23 protein-coding genes are annotated in these 20,644 nt (G+C 59.1%); 10 read left to right on the top strand and 13 right to left on the bottom strand.

The genetic code is table 11. The features are described 5' to 3' along the window. Positions 1 to 11 precede the first annotated feature (11 nt). From ACFC5L_RS00225 to ACFC5L_RS00255, 7 genes are all read right to left on the bottom strand, one after another. Positions 12 to 515: a hypothetical protein gene (locus tag ACFC5L_RS00225; protein WP_375202294.1), complete on the bottom strand. Its 504-nt coding sequence runs from the start codon at positions 513 to 515 to the stop codon at positions 12 to 14. A 90-nt stretch (positions 516 to 605) separates the two neighbouring features. Beyond that, on the bottom strand, positions 606 to 1,580 hold the full coding sequence (locus ACFC5L_RS00230) for an FKBP-type peptidyl-prolyl cis-trans isomerase (protein ID WP_375202293.1): 975 nt from the start codon (positions 1,578 to 1,580) through the stop codon (positions 606 to 608). A gap of 125 nt (positions 1,581 to 1,705) precedes the next feature. Next, entirely contained in the window at positions 1,706 to 2,287 is a 582-nt protein-coding gene (locus tag ACFC5L_RS00235) for a hypothetical protein (protein ID WP_375202292.1), read from the bottom strand. Then, a complete protein-coding gene (locus ACFC5L_RS00240) occupies positions 2,278 to 2,913 on the bottom strand; it encodes a lysophospholipid acyltransferase family protein (RefSeq protein WP_375202291.1) in 636 nt (211 codons plus the stop codon). Before ACFC5L_RS00240 ends, ACFC5L_RS00235 begins: the two co-directional genes overlap by 10 nt. Continuing rightward, positions 2,913 to 3,881, bottom strand: a complete 969-nt coding sequence (locus tag ACFC5L_RS00245; RefSeq protein ID WP_375202290.1) for a phosphatidate cytidylyltransferase — start codon at positions 3,879 to 3,881, stop codon at positions 2,913 to 2,915. Before ACFC5L_RS00245 ends, ACFC5L_RS00240 begins: the two co-directional genes overlap by 1 nt. After that, positions 3,868 to 4,482 (bottom strand): CDP-alcohol phosphatidyltransferase family protein, encoded by a 615-nt coding sequence (locus ACFC5L_RS00250; RefSeq protein ID WP_375202289.1) that lies wholly within the window; start codon positions 4,480 to 4,482, stop codon positions 3,868 to 3,870. Before ACFC5L_RS00250 ends, ACFC5L_RS00245 begins: the two co-directional genes overlap by 14 nt. Before the next feature lie 95 nt (positions 4,483 to 4,577). Beyond that, positions 4,578 to 5,063: a MarR family winged helix-turn-helix transcriptional regulator gene (locus ACFC5L_RS00255; protein ID WP_375202288.1), complete on the bottom strand. Its 486-nt coding sequence runs from the start codon at positions 5,061 to 5,063 to the stop codon at positions 4,578 to 4,580. A gap of 82 nt (positions 5,064 to 5,145) precedes the next feature. On the opposite strand from ACFC5L_RS00255, the gene ACFC5L_RS00260 reads away from it, so the two are divergent. After that, positions 5,146 to 6,258: a dipeptidase gene (locus ACFC5L_RS00260; RefSeq protein ID WP_375202287.1), complete on the top strand. Its 1,113-nt coding sequence runs from the start codon at positions 5,146 to 5,148 to the stop codon at positions 6,256 to 6,258. Here the strand turns inward: ACFC5L_RS00260 and ACFC5L_RS00265 are convergent. Further along, entirely contained in the window at positions 6,255 to 6,524 is a 270-nt protein-coding gene (locus tag ACFC5L_RS00265; RefSeq protein ID WP_375202286.1) for an usg protein, read from the bottom strand. The genes ACFC5L_RS00260 and ACFC5L_RS00265 overlap by 4 nt on opposite strands. 293 nt (positions 6,525 to 6,817) lie before the next feature. Here ACFC5L_RS00265 and ACFC5L_RS00270 point away from each other — a divergent pair, with 293 nt between their 5' ends. The 4 genes from ACFC5L_RS00270 to ACFC5L_RS00285 all read left to right on the top strand — a co-directional run bounded on the left by ACFC5L_RS00270 (position 6,818) and on the right by ACFC5L_RS00285 (position 11,360). After that, a complete protein-coding gene (locus ACFC5L_RS00270) occupies positions 6,818 to 8,017 on the top strand; it encodes a type III PLP-dependent enzyme (RefSeq protein ID WP_375202285.1) in 1,200 nt (399 codons plus the stop codon). Between the two features lie 161 nt (positions 8,018 to 8,178). Continuing rightward, on the top strand, positions 8,179 to 9,234 hold the full coding sequence (locus ACFC5L_RS00275; RefSeq protein ID WP_375202284.1) for a 1,9-bis(guanidino)-5-aza-nonane synthase: 1,056 nt from the start codon (positions 8,179 to 8,181) through the stop codon (positions 9,232 to 9,234). A 276-nt stretch (positions 9,235 to 9,510) separates the two neighbouring features. Next, entirely contained in the window at positions 9,511 to 10,353 is an 843-nt protein-coding gene (locus ACFC5L_RS00280; protein ID WP_375202283.1) for an alpha/beta hydrolase fold domain-containing protein, read from the top strand. A gap of 74 nt (positions 10,354 to 10,427) precedes the next feature. Then, on the top strand, positions 10,428 to 11,360 hold the full coding sequence (locus tag ACFC5L_RS00285) for a fatty acid desaturase (protein ID WP_375202282.1): 933 nt from the start codon (positions 10,428 to 10,430) through the stop codon (positions 11,358 to 11,360). Between the two features lie 13 nt (positions 11,361 to 11,373). On the opposite strand, the gene ACFC5L_RS00290 is transcribed toward ACFC5L_RS00285, so the two are convergent. From ACFC5L_RS00290 to ACFC5L_RS00300, 3 genes are all read right to left on the bottom strand, one after another. Continuing rightward, positions 11,374 to 11,739 (bottom strand): hypothetical protein, encoded by a 366-nt coding sequence (locus ACFC5L_RS00290; protein WP_375202281.1) that lies wholly within the window; start codon positions 11,737 to 11,739, stop codon positions 11,374 to 11,376. A 38-nt stretch (positions 11,740 to 11,777) separates the two neighbouring features. Next, positions 11,778 to 12,092: a hypothetical protein gene (locus tag ACFC5L_RS00295; RefSeq protein ID WP_375202280.1), complete on the bottom strand. Its 315-nt coding sequence runs from the start codon at positions 12,090 to 12,092 to the stop codon at positions 11,778 to 11,780. Between the two features lie 222 nt (positions 12,093 to 12,314). Then, complete coding sequence (locus ACFC5L_RS00300) at positions 12,315 to 12,860, bottom strand: helix-turn-helix domain-containing protein (protein WP_375202279.1); 546 nt, start codon at positions 12,858 to 12,860, stop codon at positions 12,315 to 12,317. A 144-nt stretch (positions 12,861 to 13,004) separates the two neighbouring features. On the opposite strand from ACFC5L_RS00300, the gene ACFC5L_RS00305 reads away from it, so the two are divergent. Then, positions 13,005 to 14,816 carry an ABC-F family ATP-binding cassette domain-containing protein gene (locus ACFC5L_RS00305; RefSeq protein ID WP_375202278.1) on the top strand — a complete coding sequence of 604 codons (1,812 nt, stop codon included), beginning with the start codon at positions 13,005 to 13,007 and terminating at the stop codon, positions 14,814 to 14,816. Then, positions 14,774 to 14,995: a hypothetical protein gene (locus ACFC5L_RS00310; protein ID WP_375202277.1), complete on the top strand. Its 222-nt coding sequence runs from the start codon at positions 14,774 to 14,776 to the stop codon at positions 14,993 to 14,995. The genes ACFC5L_RS00305 and ACFC5L_RS00310 overlap by 43 nt, the downstream gene beginning before the upstream one ends. A 20-nt stretch (positions 14,996 to 15,015) precedes the next feature. Here the strand turns inward: ACFC5L_RS00310 and ACFC5L_RS00315 are convergent, their stop codons facing one another. Further along, positions 15,016 to 15,402 (bottom strand): VOC family protein, encoded by a 387-nt coding sequence (locus tag ACFC5L_RS00315; protein ID WP_375202276.1) that lies wholly within the window; start codon positions 15,400 to 15,402, stop codon positions 15,016 to 15,018. Continuing rightward, positions 15,402 to 16,190 carry an acyl-CoA thioesterase gene (locus ACFC5L_RS00320; protein WP_375202275.1) on the bottom strand — a complete coding sequence of 263 codons (789 nt, stop codon included), beginning with the start codon at positions 16,188 to 16,190 and terminating at the stop codon, positions 15,402 to 15,404. The genes ACFC5L_RS00315 and ACFC5L_RS00320 overlap by 1 nt, the downstream gene beginning before the upstream one ends. Before the next feature lie 236 nt (positions 16,191 to 16,426). Between ACFC5L_RS00320 and ACFC5L_RS00325 the strand changes: the two genes are divergently transcribed. The 3 genes from ACFC5L_RS00325 (at position 16,427) to ACFC5L_RS00335 (ending at position 20,593) form a co-directional block, all read left to right on the top strand. Then, positions 16,427 to 17,845, top strand: coding sequence for a hypothetical protein (locus ACFC5L_RS00325; protein WP_375202274.1), 1,419 nt, complete (start codon positions 16,427 to 16,429; stop codon positions 17,843 to 17,845). Between the two features lie 268 nt (positions 17,846 to 18,113). After that, a complete protein-coding gene (locus ACFC5L_RS00330) occupies positions 18,114 to 20,048 on the top strand; it encodes a ribonucleoside-diphosphate reductase subunit alpha (RefSeq protein ID WP_375202365.1) in 1,935 nt (644 codons plus the stop codon). Positions 20,049 to 20,056: 8 nt separating this feature from the next. After that, positions 20,057 to 20,593 (top strand): hypothetical protein, encoded by a 537-nt coding sequence (locus ACFC5L_RS00335; RefSeq protein WP_375202273.1) that lies wholly within the window; start codon positions 20,057 to 20,059, stop codon positions 20,591 to 20,593. The last annotated feature ends 51 nt before the right edge of the window (positions 20,594 to 20,644 follow it).

Below are 20,644 nucleotides of genomic sequence, written 5' to 3' on the forward strand. Positions count from 1 at the left end.
GATTAAGAGCCTTATCGGCATCGGTCTTTAGCCAGCGAACGTCTGTCCATCCTGTTCCGGGGACTTTGCAGACTGAGAAACCGGGCTCTTAGGCGGCTTTCTTGCGGCGAACCGTTTTGCGCTTCGCGGTCGTTTTCTTGGCGGCTTTTTTCGCAGCCGGTTTTCTCTTGACCGTCAGTTTTGTTTTCTTGGCCGTCTTGCGCTTGGCCGGGGCTTTGCGCTTGGCGGTCGTTTTCTTCGCTGCTTTTTTTGCAGTCTTTCTCTTTGCAGTGGTTTTCTTCGCCGCTTTCTTGGCGGTCGTTTTCTTCTTCACGGCAGTCTTTCTTTTTGCCGTCGTCTTCTTCTTGGCCTTCACGGCCTTTCTCTTGGCTGCAGGCTTTGCAGCTTTTCTTTTCACAGCTTTTCTCATCTGAAAGCATCCCCTGAAACACTGACCAACTGTCAGCAGGGATTCCCCTTATCTTGATGCGGGTAAACGAACAATAAAAAAAATTCACATCCCTCTTGACGCTCATCCCGCTACGGAAGGTCCGTATGAGGAATCGAAAACCCCCGCTCGATGTTCGAGCGGGGGCGAAAGTTGAGTCCATAAAAGTCGACTCTGCCTATTTCACTTCAAGCAGTTCGACCTCAAAGATCAGCGCTTCATTCGGGCCGATAGGTCCGCCAGGCGTTCCCGCTTCGCCATAAGCCAGCGAAGGCGGAATATAAAAGCGGTATTTATCGCCCTTGCTCATCAAGGGCAGCGCTTCGCCCACCCAGGGCTCCATGACCGCATTCAATGGAAACTCAGCCGGCTTGTTTGCGTCATAAGAAGAGCCAAGCGCCGTGCCATTGACCAGTTTGCTTTCGAAATGGATCTGCACCGTGCTTTCTGCATTGGGGCTTTCGCCGCCCTCGTCGCCTTCGGTCAGGATCTCGTATTGCAGCCCGGACTCGGTTGTCTTGACGCCCGCCTTCTTGGCGTTTTCAGCGAAAAACGCATTCGCCGCCTCAAGATTGCGCGCCGCATTTTGCACCTTGATGAGCTCAACATCGAAGATCAGCGCCTCATTGGGACCAATCCCGCCGCCTGGGCCGCCGCGCGCGCCGTAAGCAAGCTCGGGCGGCACGAAGAAGCGGAAATTATCGCCCTCACTCATCAATTGCAGGCCCTCGGTCCAGCCGGGAATTACCCCGTTCAGGCGGAATTGCGCAGCGGCGCCGCGAGCGCGAGAGGAATCGAATTCGACGCCATCGGTAAGCGTGCCGACATAATGAACGACCACGAGATCGGTGGAGACCGGCGAAAGACCATCCTCCGGACCTTCCTTGAGCACCATATATTGAAGACCGGACGGCGTGACTTTCACGTCCTCGCGCGCCTTGTTTTCGTCGAGGAACGCATTGGATGCGGCGAGGTTCTCGGCCGCGAGTTTTTCAAAGTCAGCCCTCAACTCCGTTTCTGTCTTGGCTTCATCGGGCATGTCTACAGCGGCCGTCTCCGCTGTAGCGGCTTCAGCGGTATCGCCTTCTTCTTTTTTGCCGCAGGCGGCGAGCGCCAGCGCCGCGGCCCCGACCAGCAGGAAAATCTTACGCAAGGGGAGACTCCTTCATCATCATAAGTGTTGATTGCAGCTTGCGCGGGACCCTAGCCCATGGCGCGGGCGGGGCAAAACCGCTTCGAAGGTGGAAATCGCCCCCACTTGTTACTTTCACGTAATCATCACGAAACGCTGAGGCGCTTGAAGACGTAAAAAACGTAGATCACGGCCCAGGCAAGCGCGAGACCATAAGGCGCCAGACGCTGCAGCCCGAAACGGGCCGCGAGCCTCGCGCCCAGCGCCGTCAGACCGATGGCGAGGGTAAACCGGGCGAGACGCGCCACATAGCCGACCATGGCGAAGAGGAACGGATTGACGCCGCCCGCCCCTGCCTCCACCGCATAGATCTTGAAGGGCGCGCCCGTCACGGCGCCGACGGTGAGGTCAAAAGGCCAGAAACCTTCTAGCTCGCCATGAACGCGCAACAGCAAATCTTCGCCGATCAGCGGCACGGAAAGAATAAAAGCGCGCGCAGCGTCCGGATCGGCGGCGCCCCAGATGACCATGGGAAGCGCGCCCACCGCCGCGCCGCAAGCCGCAATGGTCGCGAAGCGGAAAGCGCGGGAAAATCCGAACAGGAGCACTGCCGCCGTCAAAAGAAGGTCGGGCACAATGAAGAAAAACGTCGCTTCGGCAAAACCCCACAGGGCGGCGGCGGCGAACCACAATCGCTCGTTCTTCATGCCGCCCATTCCTACTCCCATGGCTGGAAACGCCCTTCGCTGGCGAGGCCCGCCATGCGCGTTTCAAGCTCACTCATGAAACTCTGGGCGTCGCCGGTCCATCTGATCGGCGGACCTGCGAACACGTCGCAAGTGAAGGGAACGAGAATGAGACTGCCTTTCGGCAGGGCCTTGCCAAGCCCATGCATGAACACCGGATAAACAGGCGCATCCGGCCGCGCTTTTGAAAGATAAGCGACGCCGCGCTTAAACTCGGCGCGCTGTTCGGGTTCGCCGCGGGAGCCTTCAGGGAAAAGAATGAGGATTTCATCGCGGTCGAGGGCCGCCTCAAGATCCGCAAGCGGGTTCTTGCGCACCGCGCCGCGGGCGAGCGGGATGATATTGATGACATTGCCCGCAAACCATTTGAGCCACTTATTGGCGAGGAAATAATCCGCCGCGGCCGCCGGCCGCAACAGATGCAGGTCCTTCAGCGGGAACAGCGCCATCAGGGTCAGCGTATCGAGATGGGAGTTATGATTGGCGACGACGATCGCCGGGCCTTTCTCAGGCAGGTTTTCTCGGCCGCGCACATTCATGCCGAGAATGACGAGCAGCACCGGCCGCACGACAAGTAAGAAGAACAAATATTGAAGCGCCCGTTTCATCAGACTCGCCCCGAGAACACGAAGAAATGCATGGCGTGGTAAAAGACCGGCGCCGCATAGGTGAGGCTGTCCACCCGATCGAGAATGCCGCCATGGCCGGGAATGAGCCCGCCGGAATCTTTCACGCCAAGATCGCGTTTGAACGCTGAAATGGTGATGTCGCCGAGAAACCCGGCGATGGCGATAATTCCGCCGGCGACCGCTGCATAATAAAACGGCATGGGCGTCAGAAACGGTCCGGCGACCGCCGCGGCGATAATCGTCGAGGAGAGCCCGCCGATAAATCCTTCCCAGGTTTTCTTCGGGCTGACTTTCGGGACGATCTTGTGCCTGCCGAACAGCTTGCCCCAGGTGAACTGCGCCACATCGTTGAACTGCGTCAGCGCCACGAGGAAGAGCAAAAGCCCCGCGCCGCCCGCCGGCCCCGCAAGGCCTGGATCGGTGGAAAGCAGCATCGCCGTATGGCTCAAGGCGAAGACCGTGATCATCAAGCCCCAGCTCAATGTCCCCACCGCGCGCAGAAATCCTTCTGTCTTGCCGATCAGGGTCATCGCCATGGGCAGGAAGAGGAAGGTCCAGACCGGAATGAAGGTCAGGAAATGACCATACTCATTGCGATGTGCGAAATAGAATTGAAACGGGATCGTCCAATACGCGAAAAGCAGGATCAGACGGTCAACGCGCCGCGTCGGAATCAGCGAGAGATATTCCTTGAAAGCGAGAAAGGTCATGAAAGCCAGAAAGACCGTGGAGACGATCCGGTTGGTCACAATGGCGATGGAAAAGATGGTGATCATGAACCACCACGACGTGACGCGCCGGGACAACTCCGCCATGGCTTCGCTTTGCGCTTCCCCCGGCCGTATGCGCTTCATCACCGCCACGACAATGCTGGCGATGACCAGCAGGCCGTAAATGACCGCTATGGCGAAAAAGGCGTTATCGGGCAGTGCGTCAGGTATCGGCATGAGACACCTCCTTCAGCGCCATCTTCGAGCGATTCACGATCGTCGCGGCGCCCAAAGCGCATGCAAAGGCGATCAACACCGTTGACCACAACCCGGTATCGAACATGACGAGAAGAACGGCAAGCGCGCCAAAAAAGAACGCCCGGTCAGACTTGCCAAAGGGGCCGTCGTAACGCCGCGAGGCGCCGATCTGGACGCCGATGACGCCGGTCATCTCCGCGATGACGCCAAACAGGACAGCGATAACCACAAGCAGCGCGGGAACGCCCGGGATAAGGGCGAAAGGCAAATAAAGCGCCGCGTCTGAGATGACGTCCGTCAGTTCATTGAGAATGGCGCCGAGCCTTGAGGCCTGTCCGAACTCCCGCGCCAGCATGCCGTCGATGGCGTTGAGGGCCATGCGTACAAAAAGAATGACCGGCAGGAGAGTGAGCACCCACTTCGCGCCGGGATTCATGAGATGCGCGGCGCCATGCGCTATTGATAGCCCGCAAGCAATCAGCGTCACCTGGTTGGCGGTGACGCCCGCCTCGGCAAGCCGCCGGCAGAAAGGCCGCAACAGCGCCTGAAATTTCGGCTTGAGGTCGTAGATGGTAGGCAAAGTTAGCTCTTTCGCTTCCTCACCAAAACTCTAGCCGGATTCCGCGGCGTCATGCGAGAGAAGAAAATACGCCAAGTCCCTCTATGAAACACCTTTCAGGATAAATCGCGCAAATTCTCGGCGGCTCTGTCGTAGAGGGACTTTCGCTCAAGAGCGGCGTCGAGGCGGTCAAGCGCGGCGACAACATTTCGCGCCTCGTCGTTCAACTCGGTCGACGCATCTTCAAGCGCCTTCCAGAGCGGGGACAATGTTCTCACCAGCCTCTTTCCTTTCGCCGTCAGATGCAAAATGCGCTGACGGCCATCGGATTTATCGGCTTTCGCGCCAATAATGCTCGCCGCCTCAAGCGAGCGCCGGGTTTCACTAACCGAAGCATGCGTGATCCTTAAAGCTTGCGCCAGCTCTTTCACCGTCATCGGCCCGTTCTCAACAAGTTCATTGAGAACGCCAAACCAGCGCTGTTCGAAATGGACGCCCTGGTCTTTGTAAAGGCTCTTGGCGTCACGATCGATCAGCTCCGACAACCGCCGCAGCCGCTTTCCGATCGCCGTTTTGTCGCTAAATTCTTTCGTTTCAGCCATTTTCAATTGACTCCCTTCGGCAATTTACGTAGGCGCCTACATAAATTATTGCAAGCAAATCCATCACATCAGGGAAACCGCCATGCGCCAGACCAGACGAGCCCTTCTTCAAGCCGCGGGAGGATTATTGTTTTCCGGCACAATCGCAGCCTGTTCGCCGAACAGCCGCAGCGCCGATGCCGTCGCACCCGCGCGGCGATTGATGATCAACGGCAATATGGTCATCGCCTTCGACAGCGAGCGGCGATTGAGTGATGGCGTCAAAACGAAAATTCGCGAGTCCGGTATTTGCGCGATCAAACTCTCCATGGGCGGCAGCGGCGGCAGCTACGCCGAAACGATTGAAGAGCTCGCCGCCTATGACGCGGCGATTGCAGAAAACAGCGATATCCTAAGATCGATCAACTCCGTCGCCGATATTGATGAAGCCTACACATCAAAAAGGCTCGGGATCATCAAGTCATTTGAAGCCGCCACCATGCATGACGGGCAACCATCGCGCATCGCCGAATTCGCCGCACAAGGCGTCAGGGTAATGCAGCTCGGATACAACACCACCAGCCCGTTCGGCGCCGGCGTCATGTCGGTGGATGGGCCGCTCGGCTTGAGCGAAGCTGGCCGCGAGGCGGTTTCCGTAATGCAGGAAAACGGCGTGCTTCTCGATCTCAGTCACGCCCATGAGCAAACCATGTTCGACGCCATAGCGATCTCAACGCGGCCGGTCGCCGTCACCCATTCAGGCTGCGCGGGCGTTTACCAGCACCAGCGCAACAAGTCGGATGAAGCGCTGAAACGCGTCGCGGCGACTGGCGGGGTGGTTGGCATATATGAGTTGAGCTATTTGACGCCGGACGACGAGCAAACGCCATTGAGCGCCTATATCGCCCATCTCGACCATGCGCTGAAAGTCTGCGGAGAGGATCATGTAGGGATCGGGAGCGACGCCGTGCTGCCGGAATTTGACGTCAGCCCGGAGAGCATTGCGCAGTGGGATGCGATCAACGCTGCGCGCAAGGAAGCCGGGATCGCAGCCCCCGGCGAAGGCCCCATGCCGTTTGTGGTGGGGCTCAACGGGCCGCAACGCATGAGCGTGATCGCCGATGAGCTTAAAAAACTCGGCTACGCCGCCGCCGCCATCGACAAGGTGCTGGGGCTGAATTTCAAACGCGTGTTTTCCGAGACATGGGCGGTTTAATTCAACCCGTATTCGCTCACGCTCCTCAACTCCGCCGCGCCGATCAGCTTTTTACCGGCAAGCCGCACTGAGTGGATCGGGCCTTCAAGCTCATGGGTCCAGAAGGCGAGGAACCGCGACAGCACCGGGTATTTCGGAGCGATGTCATAGTCCTGCCAGACATAGGACTGGAGAAGGCCGGGATGATCGGGAAGATGGTAAAGAATTTCCGCCGTGGCGAGGCGGTAGCCTTCAAGCTGCCTCGCAAAGGAATGATCGGCGCCCATAGCTGCCTCCACAAGTTACATCACCAAAAACGCGATCACGAATTATCGCCTCAAAACCTCATCAATCGGCAAGCTTGACAGGCCCGTTTAAATCGAAATTCGTCAAGTTTTTTCAATATCTTAGCAGCCATGCGCACGCAGTGCTGACAGCCTCACTCAAAAAATCGTCCTCACCCGCATTTTTTCTCTTTACAGCGGGCCCCATCGTTCTTATTTCGCGCGTTCGTCATTCCCATGGGACCACTCGCAAGAATGGCGCTTTGGTTGTAGCTGCCTTTGCGAGGTTCCATGAGATGGACAAACACACATCTGCGCTTGCGCTGGTCGTAGCTGACCGCCCGGATCTTCCTGTTCATTGCATCCGCCCCCACGCCGCCCAAAAAGCAGCGGACTGGTTCGTGCGCCGTTTTTCCGGCGACGTTCTCTATGCGGTGAAGGCGAACCCGCACCCGGCCATTCTCGACGCGGTCTACGCCGCGGGCGTCCGCTGGTTCGACGTCGCTTCCCTGCCCGAGATTGAGCTCGTCGCGAACCGTTTTGACGACGTGATCCTCGCCTTCATGCACCCGGTCAAAGCCCGCTCGGCGATCCGCAAAGCCTATTTCGACTATGGCGTGCGCATCTTCGTGCTCGACAGCCGTGAGGAGCTCGCCAAGATCGTCGAGGAAACCGGCGGCGCAAAAGACCTGCATTTGATTGTCCGCCTTGCGGTTTCATCCGACTACGCCGCGCACAAGCTCGGCGGCAAATTCGGCGCTTCCGGCGTTGAAGCCCTCTCCCTTCTGCGCGAAACACGCGCCGTTGCGGACGAGCTCGGCGTTTCCTTCCATGTCGGGTCGCAATGCATGCGCCCCGAGGCCTGGCGCGTCGCGATGAACCATGTGAGCGGCCTCATCCGCGAAGCCGGCGTCACAGTCGATATCGTCGATGTCGGCGGCGGTTTCCCGGTCGCCTATCCGGGCCTGACGCCGCCGCCGCTTGAAGATTACATGCGTGAAATCGAAGCCTGTTTCGAAGACATGCCGGTGCTTGAAAACGCCGATCTGTGGTGCGAGCCCGGCCGCGCGCTTTGCGCTGAAGCCGGCAGCCATGTGGTGCGCGTCGAGCTGCGGAAAGGCGATTGCCTCTACCTCAATGACGGCGCCTATGGCGCGCTCTTCGACGCCGCCCATGACGGGCTGGTCTATCCGGTGAAAATGCTTCGCGAAAAAGGCGCCCCGCGACGTCCGCTGCGCCCGTTCAAACTTTATGGGCCGACCTGCGATTCCATTGATGTCATGGAAGGCCCTTTCATGCTGCCGGCTGATGTCTCGGAAGGCGACTATATCGAATTCGGCCTGACGGGCGCCTATGGCTCAGCGCTCGCCACGAAATTCAACGGCTTTGGCGAGTATATCGAAGCGCAAGTTGAAGACGCGCCGATGATGAGCGTTTTCGAAACCCAAAAGCCGAAACGGCGCTCTGCGAAAGTCATCGCGATCGGCGAACTCTAGGCGGCGCGGTTTAGTTTCTTTTCGCCAGACGGTGGAAAATGCGGCGCTGATCGGTTAGGTCAGCGCCACCTCTACGGCCCTCCGCGCAGACGCTCCTATGGAACGAATGCGGCCCGGATCCGGTTCTTTAAGAAACCCGGTTACGAGAAAGGACCGACTTCATGACCAAACCCCAAGACAACCGCAAAGCTGAGTTGCTGGCGAACCCTGTCGAACATATCGACATTGCAGAATTCGACGCCCGCCCGATCATCGACGCCTGGGGCAAGATGAGCTTCACCAGCCGCGATGCGGCGCGCGCGGCGCAAATCCTCAATATGGCGATCGAGGACGAAGAGTGTTCGCCCTGGCTGATCATGGCGGGCTCCACCGGCGCCGGCGGCTGCCTCCATGTCTGGCGCGACATGATTGAATACAACATGATCGATGCTGTGGTCGCCACAGGCGCCTCGATCATCGACATGGATTTCCTCGAAGCCCTCGGCTTCAAGCATTACCAGGCGAATGAAATCCCTGACGACAACACGCTGCGCTCGCTTTATATCGACCGCATCTACGACACCTATATCGACGAGGAAGAGCTGCAGCATGTGGATCATACGATCTACGAGATCTGCGAGCAGCTGGAGCCCCGGCCCTACACGTCCCGCGAATTCATCCATGAGATCGGCAAATGGCTCGCGGCCGGCAACGCCAAGAAGCCGGATTCACTGATCCAGCGGGCTTATGAAAAAGGCGTGCCGATTTTCGTGCCGGCGTTTTCGGATTGCTCCGCCGGATTCGGCATCGTCAAGCATCAGGTCGAACGCCGCAAGGCGGGCAAGCCTTTTGTCACCATCGACTCGGCCGGGGACTTTCGCGAGCTGACGGAAATCAAACTTGCAGCCGGCACCACAGGCCTTTTCATGGTCGGCGGCGGCGTGCCCAAGAACTTTGCTCAAGACACTGTCGTTTGCGCCGAAATCCTTGGCCATGACGACGTGGAAATGCACAAATACGCTGTGCAGATCACCGTCGCCGATGTGCGCGACGGCGCCTGCTCCTCCTCGACGCTTCAGGAAGCGGCAAGCTGGGGCAAGGTCTCAACCGTCCATGAACAGATGGTCTTCGCCGAAGCGACCTCCGTCGCGCCGCTGATCGTCTCCGACGCTTACCACCGCGGCGGCTGGAAAAAGCGTGAGCCCCGCCGCTGGGCGAAGCTTTTCGAAAACGCCTGAACCCGTTTAGTCTTTTTTCATCCAACTTACCAAAATCGCGCCGCCGCATTCGAAAAATGCGGCGGCGTTCTGCATTATCGGAAAAATTGCACCGAGCCGATTAACCAGATGTTTCCGGCGGGCGGTGAAAATGCCCTCCAGATGGGGCGCGCATGCCGCATTCTGTAAGACGGGAATATTATGTCACTGGCGGCGCGGCGTATCAGTACGGCACTCAGCAAAAATACACGCAAGCGTATTACGGAGCTGAAGGCCTATCCCACGATCGAGACATGGATGAATCCTGTCACGCGCGGCCTTGCGAGACGGCTCGCAAATCATGAATGGGAAAAGTGCCTCGCCGAAATCGACTTCGAATACCGCATGAACGAAGTTGAAGTCGGCGGACGTCCTTGCGTTACATATGAGACCGCCGGAGACCGCCGCGACGACCTCTTTGTGTTCTATGTTCATGGCGGCGCATTTGTCAGCGGCTCGCCGCGCGTCAACGCATCCATGATCCTGCCGGTTGTCCGCAATACCGGCGCCCACTGCCTCGGCGCTTCCTACACATTGCTCCCCGAAGGACGTTTCCCCACGCCTCTCGATGAAGTCGACCGCATCTATAAGGATGCGCTGAAACAACATGAGGGCAAGCGCATCGTCGCGTTTGGCGACTCCATAGGCGGCGGCATCCTTCTCGCAAATCTCATGCGCTGGCGCGATGAAGGCGTCAGGCTGCCCGATCGCGTGGTGCTGGCCTCTCCCGCCGTTGACGGCGTCGGCGCCAGCGACACCCACCGCACGATTGACGGCCATGACCCGCACCTGAAGTCAAATCAGGGCCGTAACGTCCAGAAGCTCTTTCAGTTCTATGCGCCGGGCGAGGATCTGCACAATCCGCTGATCTCCCCGATCTATGGCTATTTCTCAGGTCTGCCGCCCATGCTGATTCATGTGGGCTCACGCGAGGTCCTGCTCGGCGACGCCGCACGCCTTGCGGAAGCCGCGCGCCGCGCTGGCGTCGACAGCACAATCCGGGTCTTTGACGGCATGTTCCACCTGTTTCACATGCACTGGTCGCTATCGGAAGCCAAAGCGGCCCATGACGACATCGCGGAATTCATCCGCAACGTGTGACCCCCGCGCTTTTCCACACCCGCCCCGGGTGATATGCTCTCTTTCAAGAAACCCTGATGAGAGCGGCGTTAATCATGTCTGTCAGCGAAGCAGCGGAGACCGAAGCGCAAGGCGCAGCCTTGCGGACGCCGTCAACCGTCCTTGGCCTGGACGAAATCCGCAATCTGAAATCGGTGCAGCGTTGCGCCGAAGCGCAAGTCGGCGGACTTGCCTGGCCCACAATCGCGCTGTCGACGGCGGGGATTGCGGCCTTTGGGCTGATAATCACCCTGACCATCGCCGGCGCGCTTCCGGTCTGGATTGCAGCGATCCTGAATTTCCCGGTTTATTATGTGCTCTATACGGGCCTTCATGAAACTTCCCACCGCAATTATCACGGCCGCAACCGCTCCATGCGATGGATCAACCATGTCTATGGCCTGATCATCGGGTGGATCATGTTCTACCCCTACTCCATGCATGACTATATTCACCTTACCCATCACGCGAACGCCAACGATTTCAAAAAAGACCCTGACGCCTGGATGCGTGGGGACAGCTTTCTGGCCGTTTTCGCCAGAGCTGCGACGCTGCCCTGGCGCTATTGGTCCTTCACGATCGGCAACAAACTGAAAGAACCGGGCGGGGTAAAGTTTCTGGCGAAAATTGCGCTTCAAGGGGCGCCCACGCTGATTGGCGTCGCCGTGCTTGTTTCGGCGGGACTGTGGCAGGTTGCGCTGATCGCCTGGTTCGGCTCGCTCGTCCTCGCTGTCGGCGTTCTCGGCGTGTGCTTCGACTGGATTGTCCACCACCCGCATAAGGACAAGTCGCTGCTCGGCGGCACACGCGTTTTCGCCGCGCGCACAGGCTGGAAACGCCCCATGCTGAAAGCTGCGCTGCTCGGCCAGAATTACCATCTGATCCATCATATCTATCCGCGCACGCCGTTTTATCGCTACGACCGGGTGTTTGAACGCAGCGAGGATTTCCTGCGCGGTGAGGGCGTCAATATCATTGATGTTTCCTGAGTTTTAAAACGCCTTACGCCCGCCCGGCGCGATTGACGGCAACGATGCGGTAAAGCGCGCACGCCGTCACATAAACAAGCTCAATATCAAACAGCCTGTTCAGAACGAATTTCTCCCAGAAAAGCCCGCCTGTATTCAGCAGAGTGCCGATGTGATAGATTACCAGCACGCCATGCATGAAACATAGCGGCGCCGGAAACCAGCGTCCCCGCGACATGCGGAAAAACAACGCCATCGTAATCGCGTCGATGACGATATAGCCAACGGTCAGCGCCGCGCCGCCAAGCACCAGCCACAATTGAAGCGCGGCCGCCCAATTGACGAAAATAATCCGCGCCGCGGCGGAGAGTTGTTCCGAACGTGAATGAAGAGCGGCCATCAGCATGACGCCGATGGCCGCGGCGTAAAGACTAATGGTTATCCAAGCCCAAGAATTGATCGAACGGCCCCCAACGGTTCAAACTTTGGAAGCCCGCCGCCTGCCGCCTGAAACAGGTCTGCGCCAGCCTCCATTGCTTTCGCGTTCATCGCGCCATGCGCCTGTGTCGTGACCTCCGCCAGATTAACCAGCGCGGTCTGGATGTTTGCAAAAGCTTCTGCCCCTTCTGATGCATGAAGTTTGCCATCAAGGCCTTTGGCGGCGACGGCGCCGGCGGCGAGCGTCGCAGCAAGGCCCGCAATTTGCTTCTCAAATCGCAGCAACACTAACTGTTCTTTTCGGAGATCTGTCATCTCTTATCCTCATAAGTAAAAAATGTGGTACTCATTACAGAAATACAACCATAACGCGAATACAGTTGAAATCTAGACCAAAATACAACTTAAGCGGGAAAGTCATTTTGAGTATAGATGAGGACAATTACGCGGCGCGGATCGGGCGCATGATGTGGCGGGTCGCCAAAAGGCGGGCCGAGGAGATCCGCCTGTATGGCCGCGCGCCGGAACGGGCGGCATTTAGCGGCGCAGAAGCGAGCGGTGTTGAAAATACAGCTCCGCCGCCAGCTCCGCGCCGCGATCAAGCGCCGACGGCGCCGGAACGCCCCCTGACTCTTTCAGAATTTCTTCGAGAACTGGCCGAAGAGCTTGCGCAAGACGAGCCGGGCCCTGACACGTCGTCAGACGGCTCAACGCCGCATAAGTATTGACCGTCGCTTCCGCCGCCACGGCCATCATGTCAGATGAAACCGGCGCATCTTCTTCCGCACGCAGATGGTTAATCACCACCGCCAGGGCGAGGCGCAAGCGCTCCTCGTCGAGCAGCGTTTCGTCGCCGGCGGCGTTAAGGCTCACCACTTCCGCGCTGGCGGATGCGTCGCCATACAGCATGGCGAGGGTCACCGCCCCGCCTGTGGCCTCCACAATCCGGCGCGCCAGCATCGGTCTTGGCGCCTGCACGCCGGAAACGATACGATACAGGGTCTGGCGCGACACGCCGACCCGCGCTGCAAAATCCTGAAACCCCTCCTCCACTTCGCGGAGATATTGTTTCAACGGATGCATGACGTTCCCCTAAGCGCGCATTTACGCGGAAAAAATTTGTCACGAGACTCGCAACATTAAGTAAAGAATTGCTGCGCCGCGAAAGACCTTCTATGACCGGCGGACCCGGCGGCATGGACCCGGCGAGAAAGCACGATAACCGCCATGAGCGCGCTCCTCTTAACCTTGAATGACGTCCGTCTTCAGATCGGCGCGACGGCGCTGTTCGAAAATGCATCGCTGAATGTGGGCGAGCGGGCGCGCATTGCATTGGTCGGGCGCAACGGCTCCGGCAAATCGACCCTGATGAAGATTGCCGCCGGCATGGTGGAGCCGGATCAGGGAGACCGCTTTGTTCATCCGGGCGTCACCTTGCGATATCTGCCGCAGGAGCCCGACGCATCGGGTTTTGCTACCATCGGCGATTTCGCGAACGCCGGTCTCGACGAAACCGGCAAGGGCCATGAGGCGGAAACCCTGCTCTATGAGCTGGGGCTCGATCCCGCTGCAAATCCGGCGAAGCTTTCAGGCGGCGAGTTGCGCCGCGCAGCGATTGCGCAGGCGCTCGCCGCCGCGCCGGACATCCTTTTTCTTGACGAGCCGACCAACCATCTCGACCTGCCGGCGATCGCGTGGCTGGAAGAAAAATTGCGCGCCCTTCCCAGCGCCATGGTCATCATCAGCCATGACCGGCGGTTTCTCGAAACCGTCACTAATGACACCGTCTGGATCGATCGCGGCGAAACCCGCCGGACCGGCGTCGGCTTTAAAAACTTCGAAGTCTGGCGCGACAAATTCCTAGAAGAAGAGGAAGCTGCGCTGCACAAGCTGGGGCGCAAGATCGTCGCGGAAGAACACTGGATGCGCTACGGCGTCACGGCGCGCCGCAAACGCAATATGCGCCGGGTCGGTGAGCTTCAGGACATGCGCAAACAATTGCGCGAGGCCAAGCGCATTCAAGGCGGACCAAACTTCACCTTTCAGGCGGGCGGCGCCTCAGGCAAGCGCGCCATCGTCGCCGAGCATGTCTCCAAATCATTCGGCGGACGAAAAATTGTCGATGATGTCTCGGTGGAGATCGCCCGCGGCGACCGCATCGGCCTTGTCGGGCCTAACGGCGCCGGCAAGACCACATTGATCAACCTTCTCATCGGGGCGCTGGAGCCCGATGAGGGCAAGATAAAGCTCGGGACCAATCTCGAAATCGTCTCCCTTGACCAGCGCCGCGCGCGGCTTCGGCCCGATATGCGCGTCGCCGACGCGGTCAATGACGGGACCGGCGACTGGGTGATGGTCAATGGCGACAAGCGCCATGTGGCGACCTATCTCAAAGACTTTTTGTTCGGCCCCGAGCAATGGCGCCAGCCCGTTGAGGCGCTGTCCGGCGGCGAACGGGGACGCCTGGCGCTCGCGGCGGCGCTGGCGAAGCCGTCAAACCTTCTTGTCCTCGACGAACCCACCAACGATCTCGACCTTGAGACGCTGGAGATGCTGGAAGAACAATTATCCGCTTATGAGGGTACGCTCTTGCTCATCTCCCATGACCGGGCGTTTCTCGACAATCTCGTCACCAGCGTCATCGCCACCGATCCGGAAAAGCCGGGCCGCTGGATCCGTTACGCCGGCGGTTATGACGACATGGTGGCGCAGCGCGGAAGCGCACCGGGCCTTGAAAGCGCGGCGGCGAAACCAAAACAAAAGCCATCGCCGTCCCTGGAAAAACCGAAACCCGCCGCCAAAACAAAACTCTCCTACAAGGAGCAATATGCGCTGGAAAATCTGCCAGGCGAAATCGACAAACTGCAAACGGAAATCGCGGCATTGAAAGCCAAGCTCGACGATCCGGATCTCTTCGCGCGCGATGCGGCGCTGTTCGATAAAACAGCTAAATCCCTCGCCGCCGCAGAAGAGACCCTTGCGCAAAAGGAGGAAGAATGGCTCACGCTGGAGATGAAAAAGGAGGAACTGGAAAGCTGACAGACAGTCTTTCCGGTTTGCGCGCAACCGTCACCCGGGTGGAAGTGATCGACCATCGCAAAGCTGCTGGCGACAAAAACCGCCATGTGATCGTGCCCGCGTCCGACGCCGCTTGCGAGGTTGAACTCGGATTGCAGGATGACGGCCGAACCTTGAAAATCTTCATCAAGGACGCCTGACGAGCCAAAGCGACGCCCCCCTAAATCGTGAACGGCTCAATCAAGTCCCACTTGTTGCCGAAAAGATCTCGGAAAACGACGACTCGGCCATAAGCTTCGTTGCGAGGCTTTTCCAGAAACTCAACGCCTGCCGCCTTGAAGCGATCATAGTCCCGGTCGAAATCATCCGTGTGAAGAAACAGAAACACGCGCCCGCCAGTCTGGTTGCCGATTGCGGCGCGCTGCACGTCTTCCGCCGATTTCGCCAGCAGAAGATCCGCCCCGCCGGAGCCCGGCGACACGACGACCCAGCGCTTTTCGGAAGATTGCGGCGCATCTTCCTTGAGGGTGAAACCGAGCGCACCGCAATAAAAAGCTATGGCTTCATCATAATCGCGAACGACAATCGTGACCAAAGCCAGCCGCATCACGCGAAAATCGCCACTGACTGGCGCCCTGCGATAACAAGCTCGCCGTCGCGGTTCCAGACCAGCATGTCCTGACTGGAATAGCCTGCGCCAGCATGTTCGGCGCGCGACTCCAAAAGCCACCAGCCATCGCGCGTCTTCGGTTCGTCGCAAAGAACATTCACCATCCACGTCATGGAGCTGATCGGCGCAAAATCCGTAAACATGGGCATGAGCGCCGGCGGCGGCATGTCGGCAAGCGCGAGCAGCGCGACAATACCGTTCGCCGCATCATCTGTGTGACGCACCCAGATGAAATGGTCATGGTCTTTTGACCCGCTGACAGGGAGGCCCCCTTTAGCGAGACGGCTGTCGAAATGACGCGTGAAATGGACGGCGCCGTCCGGCGGACCGAATGGACCGCATTCCTCCGGCGCCGGCAGGTCGGGCGTCGGCGTAAAAGTGCGGTTCCATTGCGACGGGCGCGCGCCGCCGAAAGCGAACTCGCAGCGTGTGGCGATGCCTTTCTCGCCCGTCACCTCGGCTTCCACAAAAGTCACCGACTTGCCTTGGCGCAAAAGCTTCGCTCTCCCCTCAACAGCGCCGCCTGCGGGGCCGATGAACGACACCATGGCCGACCGCAAAGGCGGCGCATCGGGAAAGGCGCGGCGCGCCGCCTCAAGACAGATCGCCGCCGATAGGCCGCCATAGGTAGTGCGCCCCTGCATCCAGTCCGGTGGAATGGTCAGGGAAAGAACGCCGTCTTCGAAAACGGCGCCCGACATCAATTGTGAAAAAGAATGCGTCATGCCCGCTCTATGCGGGGTGAAAGCCATTCTCAGCAAGACCGAAAGGCAGCGGAAGAAGCGCCTTGCCTAATGCGCCGCCGGCCCGGGGATTAACCCTCCCGTCCTTTTCCGATAGAATGCCGGCGGTGGGTAGAAAACCCCGTATTTATGCGGGGTTGCCGAGGGGGGCCGAGGTGATGAGCACGAAAGAGAATAAGGGGGGAACGCTCCAGGGCTTGCAAAAAAGCGCTGGCGCGATGTTCTCCCGTCTTCCTTTTTCATCACGCTTTTCAGCAAAAACCGCCTCCCCCAAAGCCTCCACTGCCGGGCGGGCTTTCGCGCCCATGGACCCCACTGTGGCGCTCTTTCCGGGCCAAACCGGCGATGAGGGAGAGGCCGGCTCCCTGCCCCTGACGACCCTGCTTGAACAATCCGCGCACGCCATGGCGCGCCGCAAAGACGATTTGCGCGAACCGGCAGCCCGCCTCGCCGCCCGCATCGCCGAGCGGCGTGAAGGCGAAGTGACCCTCGCCGCGCAGGCCTTTCGCGTTCTGATCGGCCTTGTCTGGCTCGGCGTTGCGATCTGGCTTTATATCGCCGTCCTCAACGCGCGCGCCGACGGCGTCTCCGTGGTCGGTCCGGGCATCCCGCTTGATGACGCAAGCGTCCTCATGCAGGTCTTTTTGATTGTCGCCGGAGCGGGACTTGGCGTCGCCTTTGGCGTCGCGGCGCTCACCCGCGCCTTCGGCAATGCGGACAATGACCGCATCAAGAAAGACGCCGCCGCTTTTGGCGGCGCGATCGCCGATGCCGCAGATGAATTCGATTCGACGCTCTCGGCGCTCAGGAGCGCCATGGATCGGCGCGGACACCCGGCGGACGCCGTGGACGATCTTTCCCGGGCGCATCTGACGGCGCTGGAGGCCCATGATTTCTTTCGTGAAATCAGCTTTCTCAACGGCGCCGAAGATGAACATTCGCGGCGCATGCTGCGCGGGTTTCTCGCCCGGGCGGCAGGCGGCGGCGCAGGTCCTTCGCCCTTGCTGACCTTCGCTTCCGGCGGCCTTTTAGGCGCTTTCATAACTTACGCCCTCGTCGCGCCGCCGCGGCCGGAAGAGATTGAAGGCGTTGGAAAAGCAACCCTCGCGATCATGCAATATCCCTGGGCGGCGAAGCTGATCGTCATCGGCGGGCTCATCTATGCACTTGTCGGCGCAGCGCTTTCCTTCTTCACTGGCCCGCTCACCGACCGCGTCGCCGAGAAGGCCCGGGCCGACGCCCTGACCGCCATCCGCTCAGGCTTTGCCGCCAGGAGTGTTCTTCACCCGGCCGACATCAGCCATCGAATCAAGGATGCGGTCGATGTGTTCCGGGCCCGCGTCGGCGGTGGCGGTAGCGGGGGCGGCGCGCGCGGCGGCGCATCCCGATCCGCAACGGGGCCGGCGCCAGCGCAAACGAATCACTCCGGCGCCTATTTTTCCTCTGAAACTCCAGAAAGCCGCGAGCCCGAATGGCGCCGCCGCGATTCTTCGGTGAAATTCGTCGACGCCGGCTTCTCCCCGGCGCCGGAAAGCTGGCGCACGGACGCTTTCGCCAAAAAATTTGAGGCGCACGAATTGCGCGGCTCGGAGGCGAAACGAGACGGCGAAGGCGCGAAAAAGCGCCGCCGCGATTAACCCTTCAGGCGCACTGGTTGCACCCCGTTAAGACCTCCTTAACCAAAAACTTTTGCCCACGGACCAACTTCATGTTGACGTTGGGCTGAGGCTCTATCACTATATGTTGTGTCGACGCGGGGCGTTGGCGATTCACAACAGAAACGGAAAGCCGCGCCGGATGCGGCCCCTTTTGGGCAATTCGGGCTGAGGGTTTTTGCGCGCCTTTTCGAAGGCGAAAGTAAAGAGGGACGGGGCAAGAATGTCGTTGTCAGAAGCCGCCAAAGAGATGGAAACCGCCGCACCAGCCAATGTTGAGCCGGGCGCTGAGGCCCATAAGGACGCCCAAAAGAACGCCAAAAAACCGGCCCTTAAGGTGGTGCGCGACATCGTTGTCGACCGTTCCCGCGACGCGCTGCTCACCGATTTCGGCAAGACCACCATGGAGGACCGTTACCTCCTGCCGGGTGAGTCGTTCCAGGACATGTTCGCGCGGGTCGCGCGCACCTATGGCGACGACGCCGACCACGCCCAGCGCATCTATGACTATATCTCCAAACTCTGGTTCATGCCGGCGACGCCCGTTCTTTCCAATGGCGGCGCGAATCGCGGCCTGCCCATTTCCTGCTTTTTGAACGGCGTCGGCGATTCGCTCGGCGACATCGTTTCGACCTGGAACGAGAATGTGGCGCTCGCCTCCAATGGCGGCGGCATCGGCACCTATTGGGGCAATGTCCGCTCCATCGGCGAGAAGGTGAAGCACGCCGGCGCGACCTCCGGCATCATCCCCTTCATCCGGGTCATGGATTCGCTGACGCTGGCAATTTCCCAAGGCTCCTTACGCCGCGGCTCGGCCGCCTGCTATCTCGACGTCCACCACCCGGAAATCGAGGAGTTCCTCGAAATCCGCAAACCGTCGGGCGACTTCAACCGCAAATCCCTGAACCTGCATCACGGCGTCAACATCACGGACGAGTTCATGCTGGCGATCCAGAATGACGAGGATTTCGGCCTGCGCTCACCAAAGACCGGCGAAGTCCTGCGTACGATCCCTGCGCGCAAGCTGTGGCAGAAGATTCTCGATGTGCGCCTTGCGACGGGCGAGCCCTATCTCCTGTTCTCCGACACGGTGAACAAGCAGATGGCCAAGCACCAGCGCGATCTGGGCCTCAAAGTCTCGACCTCCAATCTCTGCTCGGAGATCATGCTCCACACCGGCAAGGACCATCTTGGCGAAGACCGCACGGCGGTGTGCTGCCTCTCCTCGATCAACGCCGAGAAATACTGGGAGTGGAAGGACGAGCCGCAATTCATCGAGGATGTCATGCGCTTCCTCGACAATGTGCTGCAGGACTTCATCGACCGCGCGCCCGAAGCCATGGCGAAGGCGAAATATTCCGCCATGCGCGAGCGGTCCGTGGGGCTCGGCCTGATGGGTTTCCACTCCTTCCTTCAGTCCATGAACATTCCGTTCGAGAGCGCCATGGCGAAGTCGTGGAATACGCGCCTGTTCAAACATATCCGCATGGGCGCGGATGCGGCCTCGGTTGCGCTCGCCGAAGAGCGCGGGCCCTGCCCCGACGCGGAAGAGCGCGGCGTCAAGCAACGCTTCAGCCACAAAATGGCGATCGCCCCGACGGCGTCGATCTCCATCATCTGCGGCGGCTGCTCGCCCTGCATCGAGCCGATCCCGGCCAATGTCTTCACCCACAAGACCCTCTCGGGCTCCTTCACGGTGAAGAACGCGGCGCTCAAAAAACTGCTCGAGGAAAAAGGCGAAGACAATGACGAGACCTGGACCTCGATCCTTGAGCATGAAGGATCGGTGCAGCATCTTGAATGCCTGACCCAGGACGAGAAGGACGTTTTCAAAACCGCCTTCGAACTTGACCAGCGCTGGGTGATCGAACTTGCCGCGGACCGCACGCCCTATATCTGTCAGGGCCAGTCGGTGAATGTCTTCCTGCCGGGCGACATCGATAAATGGGACCTCCACATGCTGCACTGGATGGCGTGGGAGAAGGGCTGCAAGTCGCTTTACTATTGCCGCTCGAAATCGATCCAGCGCGCGGGCTTCGCCAACGGCACACGCGTCACCACCGCCGAAGCGGAACAGGAAATGAAATCAGAGCCCGGCGCGGAAAATATCGGCGCCGACCCCATGGCCGCGATGATGCAGGCCGCCGCGAAGACCGATTACGATGAGTGTCTGGCTTGCCAGTGAGGAAGTAATTGGGATCGCTTGAAAACCTCTTTGGTTCCCCGATCCTAATCGCCCTCACTGGCAGCATTGCCGGGTTCATAGCTAGTAACGGCGCGCAGTGGTTTCACGATGCCCGGAAACAGCGGTTTGAACGAGAAGCGATAACCAGCGCTGTAATTTCCGAGATAGAGTACCTAGTAGAAATCATTGAAAGCAGGCCATTTGCACAACTAATGAACAAAGAGGCAGCACTGCTAGAGTCAGAAGTCATTAAGAGACTCACACGACCAACAATAGTCATATTGCCAGAGCTGCCAGATCAAGAGCCGATTTTTGAAAGCCAGCTTTCTCGTTTGGGGTTAATCGATAAAAATATCGTCGCAAAGATTGTAAAATTCCACCGACTATTATTCATTCTCAAGGCTGACCAAAAAAGCCTACACAAGTATAATCCAAAAGCGCAAATTTCTGCTCTAAAATACCACGTTTACTTGCTAGAGAAGATAGTAAGAACTGGCAAAGAAATAATTTCAGAGAAAGGTGGGCCAGCAAGTAGGGCGGGTTGAGCGAAGCGATACCCGCCATATTGCCAGTCGCCGGATGAGGCGGCGGGTTAC

The organism is Hyphococcus sp. (genome assembly GCF_041986965.1).
Lineage (GTDB): Bacteria > Pseudomonadota > Alphaproteobacteria > Caulobacterales > Parvularculaceae > Hyphococcus.

Bases quoted from the DNA above. Each gene is read 5' to 3' on its own strand.
- ACFC5L_RS00225 (WP_375202294.1), bottom strand. From the start codon at position 515: ATGAGCGTCAAGAGGGATGTGAATTTTTTTTATTGTTCGTTTACCCGC.
- ACFC5L_RS00235 (WP_375202292.1), bottom strand. From the start codon at position 2,287: ATGGGAGTAGGAATGGGCGGCATGAAGAACGAGCGATTGTGGTTCGCC.
- ACFC5L_RS00240 (WP_375202291.1), bottom strand. From the start codon at position 2,913: ATGAAACGGGCGCTTCAATATTTGTTCTTCTTACTTGTCGTGCGGCCG.
- ACFC5L_RS00245 (WP_375202290.1), bottom strand. From the start codon at position 3,881: ATGCCGATACCTGACGCACTGCCCGATAACGCCTTTTTCGCCATAGCG.
- ACFC5L_RS00255 (WP_375202288.1), bottom strand. From the start codon at position 5,063: ATGGCTGAAACGAAAGAATTTAGCGACAAAACGGCGATCGGAAAGCGG.
- ACFC5L_RS00260 (WP_375202287.1), top strand. From the start codon at position 5,146: ATGCGCCAGACCAGACGAGCCCTTCTTCAAGCCGCGGGAGGATTATTG.
- ACFC5L_RS00265 (WP_375202286.1), bottom strand. From the start codon at position 6,524: ATGGGCGCCGATCATTCCTTTGCGAGGCAGCTTGAAGGCTACCGCCTC.
- ACFC5L_RS00270 (WP_375202285.1), top strand. From the start codon at position 6,818: ATGGACAAACACACATCTGCGCTTGCGCTGGTCGTAGCTGACCGCCCG.
- ACFC5L_RS00275 (WP_375202284.1), top strand. From the start codon at position 8,179: ATGACCAAACCCCAAGACAACCGCAAAGCTGAGTTGCTGGCGAACCCT.
- ACFC5L_RS00280 (WP_375202283.1), top strand. From the start codon at position 9,511: ATGAATCCTGTCACGCGCGGCCTTGCGAGACGGCTCGCAAATCATGAA.
- ACFC5L_RS00285 (WP_375202282.1), top strand. From the start codon at position 10,428: ATGTCTGTCAGCGAAGCAGCGGAGACCGAAGCGCAAGGCGCAGCCTTG.
- ACFC5L_RS00290 (WP_375202281.1), bottom strand. From the start codon at position 11,739: ATGGCCGCTCTTCATTCACGTTCGGAACAACTCTCCGCCGCGGCGCGG.
- ACFC5L_RS00295 (WP_375202280.1), bottom strand. From the start codon at position 12,092: ATGACAGATCTCCGAAAAGAACAGTTAGTGTTGCTGCGATTTGAGAAG.
- ACFC5L_RS00300 (WP_375202279.1), bottom strand. From the start codon at position 12,860: ATGCATCCGTTGAAACAATATCTCCGCGAAGTGGAGGAGGGGTTTCAG.
- ACFC5L_RS00305 (WP_375202278.1), top strand. From the start codon at position 13,005: ATGAGCGCGCTCCTCTTAACCTTGAATGACGTCCGTCTTCAGATCGGC.
- ACFC5L_RS00310 (WP_375202277.1), top strand. From the start codon at position 14,774: ATGGCTCACGCTGGAGATGAAAAAGGAGGAACTGGAAAGCTGACAGAC.
- ACFC5L_RS00315 (WP_375202276.1), bottom strand. From the start codon at position 15,402: ATGCGGCTGGCTTTGGTCACGATTGTCGTTCGCGATTATGATGAAGCC.
- ACFC5L_RS00320 (WP_375202275.1), bottom strand. From the start codon at position 16,190: ATGACGCATTCTTTTTCACAATTGATGTCGGGCGCCGTTTTCGAAGAC.
- ACFC5L_RS00325 (WP_375202274.1), top strand. From the start codon at position 16,427: ATGTTCTCCCGTCTTCCTTTTTCATCACGCTTTTCAGCAAAAACCGCC.
- ACFC5L_RS00330 (WP_375202365.1), top strand. From the start codon at position 18,114: ATGGAAACCGCCGCACCAGCCAATGTTGAGCCGGGCGCTGAGGCCCAT.